Genomic DNA, 18,412 nt, shown 5'->3' with positions numbered 1-18,412 from the left:
ATGGAACTCGACCATCTGGACCAGCTCGCGGCATCGGTCTTCGACGGCTACCTCGTCCGCAAAGACCTCGTACGGCGGTACAGCCGGCAGTATCCTGTGCCGACCTACGTCGTAGAGTTTCTACTCGGGCGATACTGCGCGACGGTGAACGAGCAAGAGATCGAGGAAGGTTTGAAGATCGTGGAGCGGCAGCTACAGGACCGGACCGTCCGCACCAGTGACCAGGAGCTTTTCAAAGCCAACGCACGCAAGAAAGGCGCGGTAAAGCTCATCGACCTGGTGAAGGCCCGTTTGGACGCCAAGACCGACTCGTTCCTTGTGGAGCTTTCGAGCCTTGGATTGAAGGATGTGCGGATCGCCGATACCCTCGTCCACGAACACGAGCGAATGCTCAGCGACGGTTTCTACGCCGAAGTAACGCTGACGTACGATGCGGCTATTGCGGAGGAACGGCACGGCCGGCCATTCGCCATCGAGAGCCTGCGGGCGATCCAGCTCTCAAAGTCGGACGTACTGGTAACGCTCGGGAAAGGCCGCGAGCGGTTCACCACGTCGGAGTGGAAGGACTTCCTCCTTCGCTCGGTCGGTCTGGAGCCGGCGGCGATGTCGGATCGGGCTAAAATGGTGGTGCTCCTGCGGATGGTTCCATTCGTCGAGCGGAACTACAACCTCGTCGAACTTGGCCCCCGCGGTACGGGCAAGAGCCATCTATACCAGCAGATTTCGCCATACTCCCACCTGATATCGGGCGGGAAGGCAACGGTCGCGAAGATGTTCGTGAATATGTCCAGCGGGCAGCGGGGGTTGGTATGTCTCTATGACGTAGTGTGCTTCGATGAGGTGTCGGGCATCTCGTTCGACCAGAAGGATGGCGTGAACATCCTCAAAGGCTACATGGCCGCGGGCGAGTTCTCGCGCGGCAAGGAAAGCATCCGGGCGTCGGGTGGCATCGTGATGGTCGGTAACTTCGACGTGGACGTGGCGCAGCAACAGCGAATCGGCCATTTGCTCAGCCCGTTGCCGCCGGAGATGCGCAACGACACGGCGTTCATGGACCGGATCCACGCCTACGCGCCCGGCTGGGACTTCCCAAAGCTCAAGGCGGATGACCACCTGACAGACCACTTCGGCCTGGTGACCGATTACCTGTCCGAGTGCTGGGCGAAGTTGCGCGAAGGGACGCGGATATCAAAGCTGCAAGGCCGAGCGCACTGGGGCGGGGCGTTGAGCGGTCGGGATATCGAAGCAGTGAACAAGACCGTCAGCGGACTGCTCAAACTGCTCTTTCCCGACCCGGAGATGCCAATCCCCGATGAAGAGCTTAACTCCGTTGTGCGGATTGCTTTGGAGGCGCGCCGGCGGGTGAAAGAGCAGCAGAAGCGATGCCTCAAGACGGAGTTCCGCAACACCCATTTCAGCTATTTCATGGGCGTGAATGGTGTGGAGCAATTCGTTTCGACGCCGGAGTTGCACAGCGACGAAGCTATCGAAACCGACCCGCTACCGCCCGGGCAAGTCTGGGCTATCAGCCCTGGCGGCCAAGACGCGCCTGCTTCGCTCTACCGCATTGAAGCGACAAGCGGGCCGGGAAGCGGCGTGAAGATTCTCAATGCCCCGGTCCCGCCGCCGTTCCGCGAGAGCGTCCGCTACGGCGAGCAGAACCTGTATGCGCAGGCCAAGGAACTGGTTGGGGAGCGCGACCCTCGCAGTCACGAGTTTTCAGTGCAGTTGCGAGCAATGGATACGGATCGATCCGGCCACGGCCTTGGGCTGCCGGTACTGGTGGCGCTATGCGGAAGCCTGATGGAGCGAAGCACAAAGGGCGGCCTGATCGTGGTCGGCTCGCTCAACCTCGGCGGCTCGGTAGAGATGATTCCCAATCCGGTGGCCGTCGCCGAGTTAGCGGTCGAGAAGGGCGCAGCCCAACTTCTCATGCCGATTTCGGCGCGACGGCAACTGCTGGACTTGCCGGACGAAATGGCGACGAAGGTGAATATCGTATTCTACGCGGACCAGGCAGACGCCTTTATGAAGGCGATTCTCGAATGAACGGGGAGTTGCCGTCGAGCGTCATATCAAGTACCCTGTAGATGCAGGCCATGAACGACTAGAGGAATAAGAAGATGCTGATTACTTGGGAAACAGTAGCGGAGCAGCTTGCAGCCTATCTTCAGGGTCGTCGGACCCTGGCCGAGGTCGTGTCCTGGGCCCATGATGCCTTTAATGAGGGCGAGTTCGACGCGGCAGACATCGAGATCATTCGCGACGCAGTTGCTCGACTTGGCCTTGCAGACGTGACGGCATTTGGTCTCACGTGGGAGGATGCCGTCGCAAGGCTGGGCCGCCTTGGCTATCGGACAAGCGTCGATATTCAACCTACGAGAGCTTGAGACAAGCCTGATGGAAGAACGACTCTACCGACTGAGCCAGGAGGAACGCGGCGCCATGTTCGCATCTCCTCTGGCAAGGCTTCGACCTTCGCACGAACGGTTTCGTTCGGTCCTCTGCTGACGACAGATGGCTCCAAAGGTAAGCCGCCATTTCCTCGGGGGTTCGAAGGTGCTCGGGCACATCGTAGCGACTGGTCACAGTTTGGCTCGCAGACACTATGCCGAACTTTGACCCGAACTTCATCTCCATTTGTAAGTCGTCCGGTGTACCATGAAAAAGGAATACCAGGTATTTGATTTTCATAGTATAGTCCTTCCATGGTCCAACGGTTTCACATCCTCTCGCAGATCCGGCACGCCCTGTCGCGCAGCCGTGTGGTGACGCTCATCGGGCCGCGCCAGTGCGGGAAGACCACGCTGGCCCGGCAGATCGTTCCCTCGGATTCGCTCAACTATTTCGACCTCGAAGACCCGGCAAGCCTTGCGCGTCTGGCTGAGCCGATCACAGCGCTGGCCGATCTGCGCGGGGTGGTGGTAATTGACGAGGTGCAGCGTCGACCGGATCTCTTTCCGGTCTTGCGGGTGCTGGCCGACCGGAGGCCGCTGCCCGCCAGATTTCTTATTCTCGGCAGCGCCTCACCGGTGCTGCTTCGTCAATCTTCCGAATCGCTCGCGGGAAGGATCGAGACGGTCCCGCTTTCAGGCTTCAGTCTCGCCGAGGTCGGGGTCAACGCGCTGACACGTCACTGGCAGCGGGGCGGCTTTCCGCGCTCGTATCTCGCCCGTTCGCACGCGGACAGCCTGGCGTGGCGACGTCAATTCATCCAGACGTTTCTTGAGCGGGATCTCCCGCAACTTGGCGTGACCATCCCCGCGCCCGCGTTACGGCGGTGTTGGACCATGCTCGCGCATTACCACGGTCAGCGCTGGAATGCGGCCGAGCCGGCCAGATCGCTTGGGGTAAGCGAACCGACCGTCAGACGCTATCTCGATCTGCTCACGGGGTTGTTCATGGTGAGGCAACTGCACCCCTGGCATGCAAACCTCAAGAAGCGCCAGGTCAAGGCGCCGAAGGTCTATCTGCGGGACAGCGGCTTGCTGCACCAGCTTCTCGGCATCAGGACGGAAAGGGACCTATTTACGCACCCCAAGTGCGGCGCATCGTGGGAAGGGTATGCCATCGAAGAAACTCTCAAGGCCGTGCAGCCGGACGAGGCGTACTTCTGGGCGACACATACCGGCGCCGAACTGGATCTTCTCCTGTTCAAGGACAGGCGGCGACTTGGCGTGGAGGTGAAGCGGGCCGACGCACCCACCCTGACGCCGTCCATGCGTATCGCGCTTCACGATCTGCAGCTCGACCACCTCACTGTTCTATATCCTGGCGCAAGACGGTATGCGCTGGCCGAACGGGTCGATGTGGTGCCGCTGGCGGCCCTGGCTCAGGGCAACGCGGATGCCTTGTTTCCGGACAGGAGCAAGCCGATGAAGAGACGGTGACTGCTCAGATCACGTTCAGCTATGAAGATTACCTGCTGTTCTCCGATGACGGCCGACGACGTGAGCTGATCGGTCGATATTGGCGTCTACCTGTCCACCGACCAGACCAACGGCGGCATTACTGCTCATCTGTCGGCCTACCTGAGCCGCACGGTCAAATTCCCGATCGATGTCCGCATCCTCAACGCGATGCCGGTCGCCTTTCGCTTCCACGTTTTGCGCGGCGAGTGTCTGTTCAGTCGCGACGACGACCTCCGCACCGATATCATGGAGAATACGATGCGGCGCTATTTCGACATCGCCCCGGTGCTTCGCCACGCCACCAGAGAGGCCTTCGGCACATGACTCTGAACCCTGACCTTATCCGCGCATGAAACAGCTCTACCGACTGAGCCTTGCTGAACGCGGCGCGATTCGGGATCAGATCGCCGCCGGGCTTTTACATGAGCCCGACGTGCTCTTCGCCTACGTCTACGGCTCATTCCTCAAATCTGAAGCATTTTCCAACGTAGATATCGGCGTCTACCTCTCCAGCAGCCACTTTAACAACGCCCTGGCTGCGAATCTGTCGGCCCATCTGAGCGCCAAGGTCAAACTGCCGGTCGATGTCCGCACCCTTAATACGGCGCCGATTTCCTTTCGCCTGTACGTCTTGCGCGGTGAGTGTCTGTTCAGTCGCGACGACACCCTCCGCACCGGTATCATGGAGGACACCGTGCAGCGCTATTTCGACATCGCCCCGCTACGTCGCCACACCACCAAGGAAGCCTTCGGGGATGGCGAATCTGACGACTCTTGCGAGGGCTGATACATGGCGCTATGAGTACCGAATTATCGATGCTCGCGGAGATACTCGGCGGGCGGCAAGATGAGAACTCCTGCGAGCGTGCAACCATAATACGGCCCAAAGGCTTTCATGTCGCCGGTGAGTAGATGCGTGGCTTGACTGAAGATGGCAGCTTCCAGGATTGGTCGGTCGTTGTCCGGAAGCTCGAGACCGTAAGGTAGATGAGAGGACTCGGGTTGGAAGATCAGCACCTTTACATGACGAAGCAGCTCGTCCAGGGTAGCGTACTGAACAGGGGTATTCAGGTTACGACGGGCCTCTTCCTCCGCGTATACCGACGTGAGGAGCTGTATACCGACAATCTCCCACAAGCGCCGGAGGCCGGCATCGGATCGATAGGCTGCGGAAAACAGGACATTGGCATCCAGGAAGAGCCGGTCCACCCATCAATCCCCGGCCACCACATAGTGGGGGATAGCATCAGGATCTAGCCCCATACGCCTGACCTCTTCGCGCGCCTTCGCGTAGTCCTCAGCGTCAATCGCGTTCGAGAGGAGGAACTCCGCCCGACGTTTAGCCGTGTACATCTCAATCGGCATGACGGCGGCTGGACGGATCAGGACTCCGTCCTCTCGTTCTTCGACAATGACGAATGCGCCTTCTTCGATTCTGAGACGACGGCGGATCGCCGCCGGGATGACGATGGTTCCCCGCTTTCCCACCCTGCTCGTCTCTGCGATCACGAGTGTCTCCTTGCCTGATTATCTGATATTCAGATGATCTGACCATATAATAGGTTGAGTCAAGAGGGTTGTCAAGATGACACGGGGCAGCCCGGATAGGCAGGGTGATCGCGCTGCTCCACAGCGGCGTAGAAAGCGTCCATGTTGATGTGAATGATCCACCCTGGTCTGCTCCCCTGCTCGATTGCCATAAGCCAGCATGGACCTTACTACTCTCCTGGGCAGCAGAGCCATTCGCCATGAATAGTGACAAGTGTCCATTGTCGTAACGCGATCCTATCTCACCGTGATCCACATCGCCTTCCGGGAAGAGTGGGAGGAGCAGCGGCAATGATCTACGGGCTGAGGCTCTGTACCCCATCGACATCGGTTAACCTCTGATCAGTGCCTATAACGATAAATGAGCGAAGGCGAAAAATGAAGGCAAGTTCGATGAAGCCGACCTCGAGGTCATTCGCGACGTGGTTGCTCAGCTTGGCCTTGCGGATATGGCGGTCTTTGGCCTCACGACAGAGCCGATGCAAAGGCTGTGTAGTCGAAAGATCTCCGTCGCCAACCGTACCCAGTAATATATCCACGAGGGCCGCTGCGCCGCGAAGGTAAGTTGTCCCAATCGGGCTGCAGGTGTTGACGGGATCCATGTTGTGAGCTAGGCTAAGCGTAGTCATGTAGAGGACTAGACGCGCGCACAGTCAACATTCATGAAGCCAAGACCCACTTGTCCCGGCTCGTTGAGCAAGCCGTAGAGGGCCACGAGGTAGTGATCGCCAAGGCGGGAAAGCCGGCTGCGCGGTTGGTTCCGGCAAAGAAAACGCGAAAGACGCGGACGCTCGGCTTTCTGGCCGGCAAGCTCCTGGTACCGGAGGACTTCGACGCCCCGCTGCCCGAGGACGTGATCGGCGAATTTGAGGGATCGAGTCGTGCGCCTGCTCCTTGACACCCACGTGATGCTCTGGGCAGCCGCCCAAAGTCGGCTTGTCGTTCATCAACAGAATTCTAACCAAGGAGGACTCGCAGATGAAACAGATTCTCACATTCACCGGTACCGTCACGAGCGCGCTGCTGTTCAGCACATGGGCCTTTGCCCAATACCCAACGCCCATCATCCCGACGGTGCCGACGATCTCGGACATCCAGAGGGGGGTTGAGCAAAAGGCGGCGGAGGAACAGGGGAAAGCGGAAGGGAAGGTCAGAGAGGCCATGGAGAAGGCGGCCGAGAAAACGAAGAAAACCGCAGACAAGGCGGCCGCGAAAATTGAGCAGGCGCAGAAAAAAGCCCAGCAGGAGAGGGAGAAGGCCGCGGCGAAGGCCGAGCAGCAGAAGCGTAAAGCAGAGACCAAGGCGATCCAGATGCAGGGGAAAGTCAAGGAACAAACAGAGAAGGCGCTCGATACGGCCACGGGGCACGTAGAGAAAGCCGAAACAAAGACCTCACGGGAGATCGAGAAGGCCGAAAAGAAGCTCTTAGGAGAAGAGAAGTAAGTCCCGGAATTCAAACGGTGTGCAAATAGAACAAAGAATGTATAAGCATCAGTAAATATCGAAGCCGCCGCGAACCTCTGACTCAGCCAGTTGATTGCCATATGCCTTCAGAACGATCTCATAGTGCCCCGGCGGGAATTGACCGCCGGTTCCAATTGGAACGGTGTCGACAGGGCCAATAACAAGGGCTGCCGGGTCATCAGCACCCCACGTGGCCTCAACGACACCACCCGCGACAGAATTACCACCTGCATCATAAGTCGTCCCATGGACTACGAACCTGATTGAGCGGCCTGGAGGTACACGAGACTTCAGTCGCGCTTCCCAGTACAGCCAGAGTTGTTTTCCGCGCGGAAAGCTGCTGCCGTATGAGCGGTTTTCGTAAGGTGGAATCTCGCCCCGAATTGTGCGAGGGGTCCACGTGTTCCGATCAAACGGCTTCGCCCCCGGATACCATGCAAATACCCTCACTTCGGATTCGCCGATTTGGCCTATCGAGCAGAACGTGTTCATGTGATGCTCATAACACAGATGATCCCTGACCGCCGGTACGGTCGCAAGTGCAGCCCCTGCCGCAATCAGGGAAACGACCACAGCAATGTGGACCACCATCATTCGGCGCCGGTGTTTCTGCGCGGAGTTCGAAGATTCGGGATTCACTGACGCGTTCCTTTGCAGCCGCCCAGATGCCTCACTGTGGTTTCGCTGATCTGTACAGCACCAGCCTGAGGCCACCGACGGACGATTCGGCTGAGTCCAGACGAAAGGTTTCGTAATCTGATTGCCTTCATCGACCCCCGCAGCGTTGCCGATTCTGCATTATTGTTGTGCACACTCTAGCGTCATCCGTCGGATGACGTCAAGGTATCTATCTCCGGCAGGCTTTGACCGTGTGCGATCATAATCGTTGCACTCATCCTGCTGATGGTAGATTTCGATTGGACACCTGTCATTACCGATGATAAATTCCTCTGGTGTGGCGACTGAAAATTCCCCGCCCATTAAGAAGAGACCACCAGGTAACGGGCACCTGAGTAGTGGATGGAGTTCCACCCTGGCACGGCAATCCCAGGAGCCCTGAGCGGGTGACTGCCCCGGATTTCCTGGTGAGAAGACACCTCAAAGTCATAAGCGAGGTATCATGCCGGACCCGAAGGAACAGAAACCAAACCTCCCCCTGATAGGTGTGGTCCTGCTGGCAGCGACGGTAGGCGGGGTCTATTTTTATGGAAAACCATTTGAAAGTTTCCGACCCCGCGAGGGCGTGATCGAAACGTCGTCTACCCTCGGCCCCCAATTCGTTCCCGCACGGCTGTGGGAGGACCCCTTCAGTGCAGTTTCCAAGAAGTTCGGGCAACAACCTGACCAAAAAGGGCCGATGGGGATGTTTCAGTACGCTCCAGATCACTTCGCGGATCATTTGAAGAAGCAGATCAAGAAACAGGCTAAAGAGCATGGCAAAGTCACGATCATGCCGGTCATGGTCTTTGGCGGCCCGTATGCGGAGCAGATTGAAGACCGTCGTCGCAAACGCTATGCCGTGCTGTCCGCTCTAGCCGTATCCGACTATGAGCCGGTCGACGGTGAGCACATCGACTATGTGCAAATCCCTTGGGATCCCTGGCCCTTGAATTCGAATAAACAAGCTGACAACGCTCACCGCTGTCATCTTAATCCATCCTCGCCTAGGTCTCGTTCCCCGAAAGGGTGTCTGGTCATACCCTATGAGTGGCTGCTGCCTAAGGATAAGAAGTTAAGATCTCCAGGTAGCGTTTCTGAACAGCACGGGGCAGTATTACTGTTGTGGCTTGATAACAACCTGTTCGACGATCAGCCATTGTTGCGATTGGAGCACTTGATTAAGCAGGCCATTGACAAAGGTTCAAAGGACACACTCAGCATTAAGATCATCGGTCCTGCCGGCTCCACCACGCTCCATGCGATGGTACAAGAGGCGTTTAAGTTTAAGAAGGTACCCCCAGCGCTCACGTCGTTAAAGTCAAGCGAGATTTACTCCCCCAATGCCACTGTCCCCAACACGCTGCTGATTCCAGAGAACGACACTCCGAAACAGTTCTTACGCTGTCTTTCGGTAGACGATGAGGTAAGAGGCAAGCAGGACAAGGTCAAGGATATTGCGGGAGAAACCATTGCCGAGGCATTTAAAAAGCTCAAAATAACGTTCCAACGCACCATCCCAACCGATAACGATCTCGCATGCTCTCTGAAAGAGGAGCTCGCCCGACGCCGCGTTAAGTGGGAAAAACCAAAGGGTCCAGAGGAGAAACCCAAGAATTATATCGCCCTGATCGCGGAATGGGACACATTTTATGGCCGCAGCCTGCCTGCGACGTTTTTCAGAGCCTTCACCGGCCAGAATGACATAACCTGGGAAGACGCCTGCTACAAGTACGGTATCTGTCGGTACAGCTATATGCGTGGACTTGACGGCGAGACGCCGCTCCAGGAGAAAGAGGCGGCCAAAACAAGTAAGGAGGCGGGCGAGGTCAAGAGGGATTCACAGACGCTGGAAAGGGCTATTGGTAACAGCCAATTCGACTACCTCCGCCGTCTTGGCTCACGTATTGAGCGAGAGATGGAAGACATGAACGGGAATGTGCAGGCCATCGGAGTACTGGGGAGCGACGTGTACGATAAGCTTCTCATCCTGCAGGCGCTGCACGACCGCTTTCCATCGGCGCTGTTTTTCACTACCGACCTCGATGCCCGCTATACGCATCAAGCCCAATCCAAATGGACCAGGAATTTGATCGTGGGCTCGGGTTTCGGGCTGGAACTCGCTCCAGGCCACCAGCGTGGAATACCGCCGTTTCGAGACAGTTATCAGACTGCAGTGTTCTACGCCGTCCAGGTAGCGCTTGAGAAACCTTCACAGGCACAGGCTGACCGCTTAACACCAAGGCTCTTTGAGATCGGCAGACGGCAGCCGTTCGACCTGAGCGTAGATCAGGATCCCCAGGATCACAAGGATCCTAATCTTGTCCATCCGGCAGTACTCACAGGGCAGAAAAGTGTGAGATTCATCATTCAGATTGTCGGTTCCATCTTCGTGCTGGCCCTCCTGTTGCTTTGGATGGTCAGCCGGCTGGGCAAAAGTCGCCTCATTCGGTCAGGTATCGTCGTTGTAACCCCCATCGCCTTGATCAGCGCGCTAGTGACCTGGCAGGATGCCCAAAAAGGCGAGCCATTGGATCTGTGGGAGGGGATCAGCCTTTGGCCGTCTGAGGCCATCCGCCTGTATGCCCTGTTCCTGGCTGTGGGGTTTATAGTGCGAGGCATCTGCTCGCTTCGGAATAGTAATAAGCAACTCTCTGAACGGTACGACCTAGATATAAAGAGCGAGCCTCCAGTGAGCCGAAAAGCTGTCGACGACCAGCGGTCGGAAGAGCTCAGCGTGCAGCAGTTGTGGGCATGGTACCGAGAGGATAGTAGAGGTTGGCCCAAACGTGTCCTGGTTTCCTCTGTGCTGTATTGGTGCTTGATTGTGACAATTTTTCTAATCTTTGCAAGTGACTTTCCCGTGCCGCCGGGTCGTGGCGAGGTCAGTTTTTGGAGCGACCGAGTGATTGTACGACTTGCCGTATCCAGCTTGATTGTGTTGATATTCTTTGTGGTGGATGCGACACGTCTGTGTCGCGGGTTCATTGAGCGGTTGGTCGGAAAGCCATGCGAGTGGCCTCCGCAGACTCTGAGGAAGTTCGCCGATCAACATGGTATGAGCGCGCACCCGGATGATCTACGCGAGTGGCTGGACATCCAACTGATTGCCGGACGGACCCGGGTGGTCGGGCGTCTTGTCTATTATCCGTTCATCGTGCTGTTGCTCATGATCGTGGCCCGCAGCCCCCTGCTTGATCGATGGAGTCAGCCGTGGTTTCTTCTCTTGGTATTTGGGCTCAATGCTGCCTGGGTTATAGGCTGCGCTATCGCACTCCGGAATAGGGCCGAAAAGAGTCGGCGGCGGGTACTTGATACATTGAACCGGAAGGTGTTTCAGTTGCTGGGAAGTGAGGCAGATCAAATCGAGCGGATCCGGTTGCTCATTAAAGAGGTCGAGGCGAACCGCGACGGAGCCTTCTGCCCCATCAGCGAGCAGCCCGTCGTCAGGACTCTCCTGTTCTTCCTCGGGGGATCTGGGGGACTGGTACTCCTTGAGTACCTGATCCAATCACGCTAACGTTACGTGGACGTGACCCCCGTCGCCCGCGTCATCGCCACAAATCCGGATCGATGGCACGCTGCTTGGCCAGCGCTTTATTGAAAGCTGCTGTCTCTTCCCGCGTCCATGATCCGACCAGCGTATCCAGATCGTGGTACAGGACCATTTCGCTCTTCTTGCCTCGCACTCCCACGCTTTTCTCCAGTAGTCCGATAACCACCTTGTTGATACTCGCGTGCTGCTCGTCGGCCTTCTGGCGGATGATCCGAGTGAGCTCAGGCGGAAGGTTGCGCAATGTGATTGCCTTCATTGGCGTCTCCTGTACCGTTGCAAATGATGCATCATTATGATGCAATTCTAGCGTCATCTACCGGGTAGCGTCAAGATTCCTCATGGCACTTTTCTCGGGAAGCACCCGTTCCGGTCCAGCCTACCATTTGGTTCACTTGCGACGCCTTCGCTTTGCTCAACCATACCAGCACCAGCCTTGCATCTCGCTCGCAGTAGCCTTAAGCAGTTGCGGCGATTTTCCGGCGTTTCCAATGGCTTGTCAAGATTTTCAACCGCGAAATATCGCTTGTCGCATGGGGCGGGTTCGCCTATGATGAAGGCGAGATTATTGACGTATATCAGCTAACCGACGGAGGGACGCACTGCAGTGAGATCTGACGCGATAGTTGCCGATCTGAACCCCCGACAAGCGGAGGCGGTCCTGCACACCGAGGGGTCGCTCCTGGTGCTGGCGGGGGCCGGATCGGGGAAGACCCGGGTGATCACCAGGCGGATCGCCTACCTGATCGACCACTGCGGGGTCCCGCCCTGGAACATCCTGGCGGTCACGTTCACCAACAAGGCCGCCGGTGAAATGAAGCGGCGGGTGGCGGATCTGCTGAGGCAAGCTGACATCAGCCCTGCCCTGAGCACTCCAGCCGCATCCTTCGACAAGCTCAGGACGAACGGCTGGGGTGTCGAAGGGGTCTGGGTGGGGACGTTTCATTCCACCTGCGTCCGGATTCTGCGGAAGCATGGCGCGGCGCTGGGCCTGAAGAGTTCCTTCGTCATCTATGACGAGGGCGATCAGATGAGCCTGATGCGGGATTGCCTGCGAGCGTCGGGCCTGTCCGAGCGCGCGACCAACCCTCGCGCGATCCTTTCCCGCATCAGCCGCGCGAAGAACGAGCTGCTCTCCGCCGAGGAGTATGCGTTGCAGGCCAATGACCGGATGGAGGAACGGACCTCCAAGTTATACCTCTTATACCAGGAGCGCCTGGATGGCCTGCAGGCGCTCGACTTTGACGATCTGCTCATGGCGACGGTGCGCCTCTTCGAGCAACATCCCGAGGTGCTGGCGGCCTACCAGGATCTCTGGCGCTACATCCTGGTGGACGAGTATCAGGATACGAACCACGCCCAGTACCGCCTGATCCATCTACTGGCGAGCCAATACGGGAACCTCTGCGTGGTAGGCGACGACGACCAGTCGATCTATCGGTGGCGCGGCGCCGACCTGAACAATATCCTGGACTTCGAGCGGGATCATCCCGGCTGCGCCGTGATCCGGCTGGAACAGAACTATCGATCGACACAGCAGATCCTCCAAGGCGCGGGGGGGGTAGTAGCTCACAACTACGGTCGGAAGGGAAAGACCCTGTGGACCGAGAACGAGGTCGGAGATCCGATCGTGCTGTACCGAGCCCTCGACGAAAACGATGAAGCGCTCTTCGCCGCCCGGACCATCCAAGGTCGGGTGGCCGCCGAGGAGACAGGGTACGACAACTACGCAATCTTCTATCGGACGAACGCGCAGTCCCGAGTCCTGGAGGAGTCGCTACGGCACGCCTTGATCCCATATGTCATTGTGGGCGGGCTCCGCTTCTATGAACGGAAAGAGATCAAGGATCTTTTGGCCTATTTGCGCTGGGTAGTTAATCCCGCCGACAGCGTCAGCTTTAAGCGGCTTGTGAATGCGCCGGTACGCGGGATCGGACCGGCCACGATCGCCAAGCTCGAACTGTTGGCGATGCAAGAGAAGACGACAATCTGGGAGGCGTGCCGACGCGCTGCGCAAAAGAAGCTGTTCAATACCAAGCAACAGGCGGCCATGGAGGGATTGCTGCACCTTATTGAAGAGGTGAGGGCAAAATCCGGCTTCATCCCGATTTCAGACCTGATCGCGGAGCTGATTACCGGATCCGGGTATGCTGCAGAGTTGGAACACGAGCGAACGCCGGAGGCCGAGAGCCGTCTGGAAAACTTGAAGGAGCTTGTGACCGCCGCCCAGGAGTTTGCGGAGCGTAATGCGGACGGTGGGCTGCCGGCGTTCCTCGACTCCGTCGCCCTGATCAGTGACCTCGACGAGTACGCCGAAGGCCGTGGCGCGGTCACGCTCATGACGCTCCATACGGCCAAGGGCCTGGAGTTTGACACCGTCTTCATGGTCGGGCTGGAGGAAGGAATCTTCCCGCACGCCTTTGCGATGCCCGACGAGCGGGAGCTGGAGGAGGAACGCCGGCTCTGTTATGTCGGTATGACCAGGGCCAGGCGACGGCTCTATCTTGCATCGGCGCGACAGCGACGCCTGTACGGTAATAGGAGTTTTAACCTGCCGTCACGGTTCCTGGATGAAATCCCGTCCGAAGTCGTGCAGGTCCGCGATCCGTGGGAATCCGGGGCCAGGAGCGCATCACTCTCCACCTTTCCAGAGCGCCACGATGACGAGCCGTTCGTCGATCGCCTGTATCCGGGAGCCCGCATCCGGCATCCCGACTTCGGCATCGGAGTGATCCGGGAACGGAGCGGCAGTGGGGACGATCTGAAGGTGGTCGTGAGGTTCAATGGCGCCGGTGAAAAGAAGCTCATGGTTAAGTATGCCCAACTCGAGCAGGCGTAAGTGAGTCCGGCCATGATCGGCGCACATTCAGTAGAAGCCGGCAGCCGCCCTACCGGTCACCGGTGGACGGATCCGGCCACGCTCGATGCCGGGATCAGGGCGCTGGTGATCTCCAGTGTGGGCCTGATGGCGACCTGTATCATACAGATTGCGGTGGTATGGGTTGGACAAAGTGCGGCGCTCCTGGCCGATGCCCTTCACAACCTGGTCGATGTCTTTACATCGATTCCGCTCGGGATCGCATTCGCCCTCTCCCGCCGTTTGGCGAATCGACGGTTTACGTACGGCTACGCCCGCGCCGAGGACATCGCCGGGGTGACCATCATTCTGTTTATCGCGGCCAGCGCCGTACTGGCCGGCTATGCCGCACTGTACAAGTGGTCGAGCGGGGCGCCAACAACTCACCTTGGGCTTGGGATGGCGGCAGCCTTGGCCGGGGCTATCGGCAATGAGCTGGTTGCCGTGTATAAGATCCGGGTAGGGAAAGCGATTGGCAGCGCGGCGTTGGTGGCTGACGGCCAACACTCCCGCGCCGATGCGCTGACCTCTGTCGGGGCCTTTTTCGGCATCCTTGGAGTGTTTTGGGGGTTTCCCTGGGCAGACCCGCTCATGGGCCTCCTGATCAGCGCAGCTATCCTGTATATCACCTGGGAGGCCGGCCATGAGGTATTCGCGCGCATCATGGATGCCATCGAGCCGGAAACGGTCAATCAGATCGAGCGGATAGCCGGCGCCGTCGCCGGCGTGTACCGGGTCGATGAGGTGCGAGCCCGCTGGATCGGACACCAGGTGATGATCGAGCTGTCAATCGAGGTCGGCCCACGCTTGACCGTCGCCGAAGGACACCAGATCGCTGAGACCGTGCGGCACGAACTGTTCCATCACATCCCCCGGCTGGCCGACGCCCTCGTGCACGTCAACCCCGCGTGGGAAGGGGCCGATCCATACCACGCCCTGACGGCCGACCATCAACCGGATTCTCGGATCCCGTCAACAACGAAAAGGAACATACCGTGAAAATCACGCTTAAAGAGGTCGAGCATGTGGCCAGGCTGGCCCGCTTGGAGCTGACCGCGGAGGAGAAGGAGCGGATGCGGGCTCAACTCGACTCGATTCTGAGCTACATCGATAAGCTCAATGAGCTGGATACGTCGGCCGTCGAGCCGACCTCCCACGTTCTGCCGATGACGAACGTCTTCCGCGAGGATCAGGTCACGCCCGCGCTCTCTCAGGAGGCGGCTCTGGCGAATGGGCCGGACCGCCACGACCTCTTCTTCCGGGTCCCGAGAATCCTGGAGGAGTAACGCCGTGGACCTCTCCCGACTCACTATCCACGAGATGCAGGAACTGCTCGCGAGGCGCGAGGTCAGCGCTGTTGAACTTGTCCGCTCGGTGCTGGATCGGATCAGGCGCCTCGATGGACAGGTCATGGCGTACACCACCCTGACTGAGGAGACGGCCCTGAAGCAGGCTGAGGCCGTCGATCGGTTGCGCGCTGCCGGAACATCTCTCCCGCCATTAGCCGGCATTCCGCTGGCGATCAAAGATGTCATCTGCACACAAGGGGTGCGAACCGCCTGCGCTTCCAAGATCCTGGAACCGTACGTGCCGCCCTACGATGCCACGGTCATCCGGCGGCTCAAGGCGCAGGAGGCGATCTTGCTCGGGAAAACGAACATGGACGAGTTCGCCATGGGCTCCTCGACGGAGAACTCGGCCTTCTTCCAGACGCGCAATCCCTGGGCGCTCGACTATGTCCCAGGCGGCTCTTCAGGCGGCTCTGCGGCCGCCGTGGCGGCGGATCTCTGCGCCGCTGCGCTCGGGAGCGACACAGGCGGCTCGATCCGGCAGCCGGCGAGTTTCTGCGGCATCGCGGGTCTCAAGCCGACCTACGGCCGGGTCTCCCGATACGGCCTGGTGGCCTTCGCCTCATCTCTCGATCAGATCGGCCCCTTTACGAAAGATATTCGCGATTGCGCCATCATGCTGCACACGATCGCCGGGCACGACCACTACGATTCGACCTCAGCGGACTTGCCGGTTCCCGATTACTGCGCTGCTCTGACCGGAGACGTTCAGGGGGTACGTATCGGGATTCCCGACGAGTATTTCGTCGAGGGAATGGACCCGGAAGTTGAGGCGGCCGTCTGGACGGCGATCCGAACACTGGAGGAACTAGGCGGAAGGCAGGAAAAGGTCTCGCTCCCCAGCACCCCGTACGCCATCGCGACCTATTACCTGGTGGCAACCGCCGAGGCCAGCAGCAACCTCGCCCGATACGACGGGGTCAGGTACGGCTATCGGACCTCGAAGCCGGCCGACCTGTTGGAGATGTACCAGCGGAGCCGGCGAGAGGGCTTCGGGCCTGAGGTCAAGCGCCGGATTATGCTTGGGACCTATGCCCTGTCAGCCGGTTACTACGATGCCTACTACCTCAAGGCCCAGAAGGTCCGGACATTGATTCGTCGTGACTTTGAGCGGGCCTTTGACACGTGCGAGGTGATCGCGACGCCCACCTCGCCGACGCCGCCGTTCAAGTTCGGCGAGAAGATGGATGATCCGCTCCAGATGTACTTGTCGGACATCTTCACGATCTCGGTCAACCTGGCAGGTCTGCCCGGCATCTCGATTCCGTGCGGGTTTACCAAGGCGGGACTGCCGATTGGGCTTCAACTGATCGGCAAGCCGTTCGATGAGGCGACAATCCTGAAGGTGGCACACGCCTATGAGCAGGCGACCGACTGGCACCGCCGGACGCCTCCGGTGTAAGATGATGCGAACGGCGGCAGGCCAACTCTTCATAGCGCTTCTCCTGGCGGTCAGTCTGCTGCCGTACCAGGTATCGGCCGCAAATAACGACCTGGTGATCCTCAAATCGGAGCGCTGGATCGATACCCTCAAGGGTACAATCAAGAATATGAGCGCCAATCGGGCGGAAGAGGTCGTCATTGTCGTCCGGTTCTTCGACGGGACAGCCGCCCCCGCCCGGCCGTACAGGCGGAAGCATACCACGCGGCAGGAGTTGGGCCGGCAGACGGTCAAACTCCCTCCACTTGACTCCGGCCAGGAAGCGCCCTTCGAGGTCGAGATCACCGAGCAGCACCGCAGCGCAACATCGTTCAAGTTCGAACCCCACGCCATCTGGCGCGCGATGAGTCGGGCTCGCTCCGGAGGGCGCTAGCCGGATGTTCTACTTCGCCTACGGCTCGAACATGGAGCGATTCCAGCTCAAGCGGCTCTGCCCGAAGGCAAAGTTTGCCGCAGCGGCGACCCTTACGGACTACGAGCTGATCTTCTCCGGGAATACCCCGATGTGGGGCGGCGGGATCGCGGATATTCGCGAGCGGTCCGGGAAAACGGTTGAAGGCGTGGTGTGGGAGATCAGCGAAGCGGAACGAAAGGTGTTGGACGAATACGAAGGGTACCCCGATCTCTACCTTCATAAGGAGATTCAAGTACGGAGCCGCACAGGCAAGGTGATCGCGGCGTTCGCATACATCATGGAGAATCCGGCCAGAGAGATGCCGCCTTCAAAACGGTATAAGCAGTTGCTGATCAGCGGTGCCGAGGAACACGGACTGTCCGACGAGTACATCGACTTTCTCGAGTCGATCCGCCCTCTGACATAGCAAGGGATCGAAACATGATACTCAACACTCAACACTCAACACTCAACACTCGATTTGAGGCGGTCATCGGGCTCGAAGTGCATGCCCAGCTCCTGACCAGATCAAAGATCTTCTGCGGCTGCAGCACCGCCTTCGGCGCCCCGCCGAATAGCCAGACCTGTCCCGTCTGCCTTGGGATGCCGGGCGCGTTGCCGGTCCTGAACAAACGGGTAGTGGAGTTCGCCATCAGGACTGCACTCGCCTTGGGGTGCGACATCACGCCCGTGTGCCGCTTCCATCGAAAGAATTACTTCTACCCCGACATGCCGAAGAACTATCAGATCTCGCAGTATGAGCTTCCGCTCGCCTGGCGAGGGTCCATCGACTTCCCTGCCGATGGAACGACCAGGCGCATCCGGATCCATCGCCTCCATCTCGAAGAGGACGTCGGCAAGCTGCTGCATGCGGGCACGCTCCAGGCGGCAGACTATAGCCTGGTGGACTTTAACCGCAGTGGCGTGCCGTTGATGGAGATCGTCAGCGAGCCCGACATCCGCACCCCGGAGGAGGCCGCCGAATATCTCCGCCAGCTTCGGGCAATCCTCGTCTACCTGAAAGTCTGCGACGGCAACATGGAGGAAGGCAGCCTGCGTTGTGACGCCAATGTTTCCCTGCGGCGCGCCGGAAGCGAGGAGTTGGGAGTCAAGGCTGAGGTGAAGAATATGAACTCCTTTAAGAGTGTTCAGAAGGCCTTAGCCTATGAGATCCAGCGACAGACACAGGTCCTTGAAAAAGGGGGAAAGATCGTCCAGGAGACACGGTTGTGGGACGC

General features: G+C 58.8%; 20 protein-coding genes. 15 read left to right on the top strand and 5 right to left on the bottom strand.

Annotated elements, in window-relative coordinates:
* The 5 genes from brxL (at position 1) to KGL31_05390 (ending at position 4,698) form a co-directional block, all read left to right on the top strand.
* Complete coding sequence (brxL, locus tag KGL31_05410) at positions 1–2,049, top strand: BREX system Lon protease-like protein BrxL (GenBank protein ID MDE2321342.1); 2,049 nt, start codon at positions 1–3, stop codon at positions 2,047–2,049.
* Between the two features lie 74 nt (positions 2,050–2,123).
* The gene (locus tag KGL31_05405; GenBank protein MDE2321341.1) at positions 2,124–2,390 is read left to right on the top strand and encodes a hypothetical protein; all 267 of its coding nucleotides are present in this window, start codon (positions 2,124–2,126) and stop codon (positions 2,388–2,390) included.
* Between the two features lie 318 nt (positions 2,391–2,708).
* Positions 2,709–3,890, top strand: coding sequence for an ATP-binding protein (locus KGL31_05400; protein ID MDE2321340.1), 1,182 nt, complete (start codon positions 2,709–2,711; stop codon positions 3,888–3,890).
* 78 nt (positions 3,891–3,968) lie between these two features.
* Positions 3,969–4,235: a hypothetical protein gene (locus tag KGL31_05395; GenBank protein ID MDE2321339.1), complete on the top strand. Its 267-nt coding sequence runs from the start codon at positions 3,969–3,971 to the stop codon at positions 4,233–4,235.
* A gap of 25 nt (positions 4,236–4,260) precedes the next feature.
* Positions 4,261–4,698, top strand: coding sequence for a hypothetical protein (locus tag KGL31_05390; protein MDE2321338.1), 438 nt, complete (start codon positions 4,261–4,263; stop codon positions 4,696–4,698).
* 23 nt (positions 4,699–4,721) lie between these two features.
* Here the strand turns inward: KGL31_05390 and KGL31_05385 are convergent, their stop codons facing one another.
* The 3 genes from KGL31_05385 to KGL31_05375 form a co-directional block, all read right to left on the bottom strand.
* Entirely contained in the window at positions 4,722–5,120 is a 399-nt protein-coding gene (locus KGL31_05385; GenBank protein ID MDE2321337.1) for a DNA-binding protein, read from the bottom strand.
* A 3-nt stretch (positions 5,121–5,123) separates the two neighbouring features.
* Positions 5,124–5,420, bottom strand: a complete 297-nt coding sequence (locus tag KGL31_05380; GenBank protein ID MDE2321336.1) for an AbrB/MazE/SpoVT family DNA-binding domain-containing protein — start codon at positions 5,418–5,420, stop codon at positions 5,124–5,126.
* 335 nt (positions 5,421–5,755) lie between these two features.
* Complete coding sequence (locus KGL31_05375; GenBank protein ID MDE2321335.1) at positions 5,756–6,061, bottom strand: hypothetical protein; 306 nt, start codon at positions 6,059–6,061, stop codon at positions 5,756–5,758.
* 56 nt (positions 6,062–6,117) lie between these two features.
* Here KGL31_05375 and KGL31_05370 point away from each other — a divergent pair, with 56 nt between their 5' ends.
* Positions 6,118–6,357 (top strand): type II toxin-antitoxin system Phd/YefM family antitoxin, encoded by a 240-nt coding sequence (locus KGL31_05370; protein ID MDE2321334.1) that lies wholly within the window; start codon positions 6,118–6,120, stop codon positions 6,355–6,357.
* Between the two features lie 80 nt (positions 6,358–6,437).
* Positions 6,438–6,902: a hypothetical protein gene (locus KGL31_05365; protein MDE2321333.1), complete on the top strand. Its 465-nt coding sequence runs from the start codon at positions 6,438–6,440 to the stop codon at positions 6,900–6,902.
* Positions 6,903–6,950: 48 nt separating this feature from the next.
* On the opposite strand, the gene KGL31_05360 is transcribed toward KGL31_05365, so the two are convergent.
* Positions 6,951–7,562, bottom strand: coding sequence for a hypothetical protein (locus KGL31_05360; protein ID MDE2321332.1), 612 nt, complete (start codon positions 7,560–7,562; stop codon positions 6,951–6,953).
* Between the two features lie 481 nt (positions 7,563–8,043).
* Here KGL31_05360 and KGL31_05355 point away from each other — a divergent pair, with 481 nt between their 5' ends.
* Positions 8,044–11,100 (top strand): hypothetical protein, encoded by a 3,057-nt coding sequence (locus KGL31_05355; protein MDE2321331.1) that lies wholly within the window; start codon positions 8,044–8,046, stop codon positions 11,098–11,100.
* A gap of 31 nt (positions 11,101–11,131) precedes the next feature.
* On the opposite strand, the gene KGL31_05350 is transcribed toward KGL31_05355, so the two are convergent.
* Positions 11,132–11,392, bottom strand: a complete 261-nt coding sequence (locus tag KGL31_05350; GenBank protein MDE2321330.1) for a hypothetical protein — start codon at positions 11,390–11,392, stop codon at positions 11,132–11,134.
* Between the two features lie 348 nt (positions 11,393–11,740).
* On the opposite strand from KGL31_05350, the gene KGL31_05345 reads away from it, so the two are divergent.
* The 7 genes from KGL31_05345 to gatB all read left to right on the top strand — a co-directional run.
* Positions 11,741–13,972: a UvrD-helicase domain-containing protein gene (locus tag KGL31_05345; GenBank protein ID MDE2321329.1), complete on the top strand. Its 2,232-nt coding sequence runs from the start codon at positions 11,741–11,743 to the stop codon at positions 13,970–13,972.
* The gene (locus KGL31_05340; protein MDE2321328.1) at positions 13,973–14,989 is read left to right on the top strand and encodes a cation transporter; all 1,017 of its coding nucleotides are present in this window, start codon (positions 13,973–13,975) and stop codon (positions 14,987–14,989) included.
* Positions 14,986–15,276, top strand: coding sequence for an Asp-tRNA(Asn)/Glu-tRNA(Gln) amidotransferase subunit GatC (gene gatC, locus KGL31_05335; protein ID MDE2321327.1), 291 nt, complete (start codon positions 14,986–14,988; stop codon positions 15,274–15,276). Before KGL31_05340 ends, gatC begins: the two co-directional genes overlap by 4 nt.
* Positions 15,277–15,280: 4 nt before the next feature.
* Complete coding sequence (gene gatA / locus KGL31_05330) at positions 15,281–16,741, top strand: Asp-tRNA(Asn)/Glu-tRNA(Gln) amidotransferase subunit GatA (GenBank protein ID MDE2321326.1); 1,461 nt, start codon at positions 15,281–15,283, stop codon at positions 16,739–16,741.
* 1 nt (position 16,742) lies between these two features.
* Entirely contained in the window at positions 16,743–17,153 is a 411-nt protein-coding gene (locus KGL31_05325; protein ID MDE2321325.1) for a hypothetical protein, read from the top strand.
* A gap of 4 nt (positions 17,154–17,157) precedes the next feature.
* Positions 17,158–17,601 (top strand): gamma-glutamylcyclotransferase, encoded by a 444-nt coding sequence (locus KGL31_05320; GenBank protein MDE2321324.1) that lies wholly within the window; start codon positions 17,158–17,160, stop codon positions 17,599–17,601.
* 14 nt (positions 17,602–17,615) lie between these two features.
* The coding region (gene gatB, locus KGL31_05315) for an Asp-tRNA(Asn)/Glu-tRNA(Gln) amidotransferase subunit GatB (protein MDE2321323.1) at positions 17,616–18,412 on the top strand (797 nt) is incomplete at its 3' end.

The sequence above is a fragment of the Candidatus Methylomirabilota bacterium genome (assembly GCA_028870115.1).
Classification (GTDB): Bacteria; Methylomirabilota; Methylomirabilia; order Methylomirabilales; family Methylomirabilaceae; genus Methylomirabilis.
The sequence above is the reverse complement of the archived record's forward strand: the minus strand, read 5'-3'. Positions and strand labels throughout refer to the sequence as shown.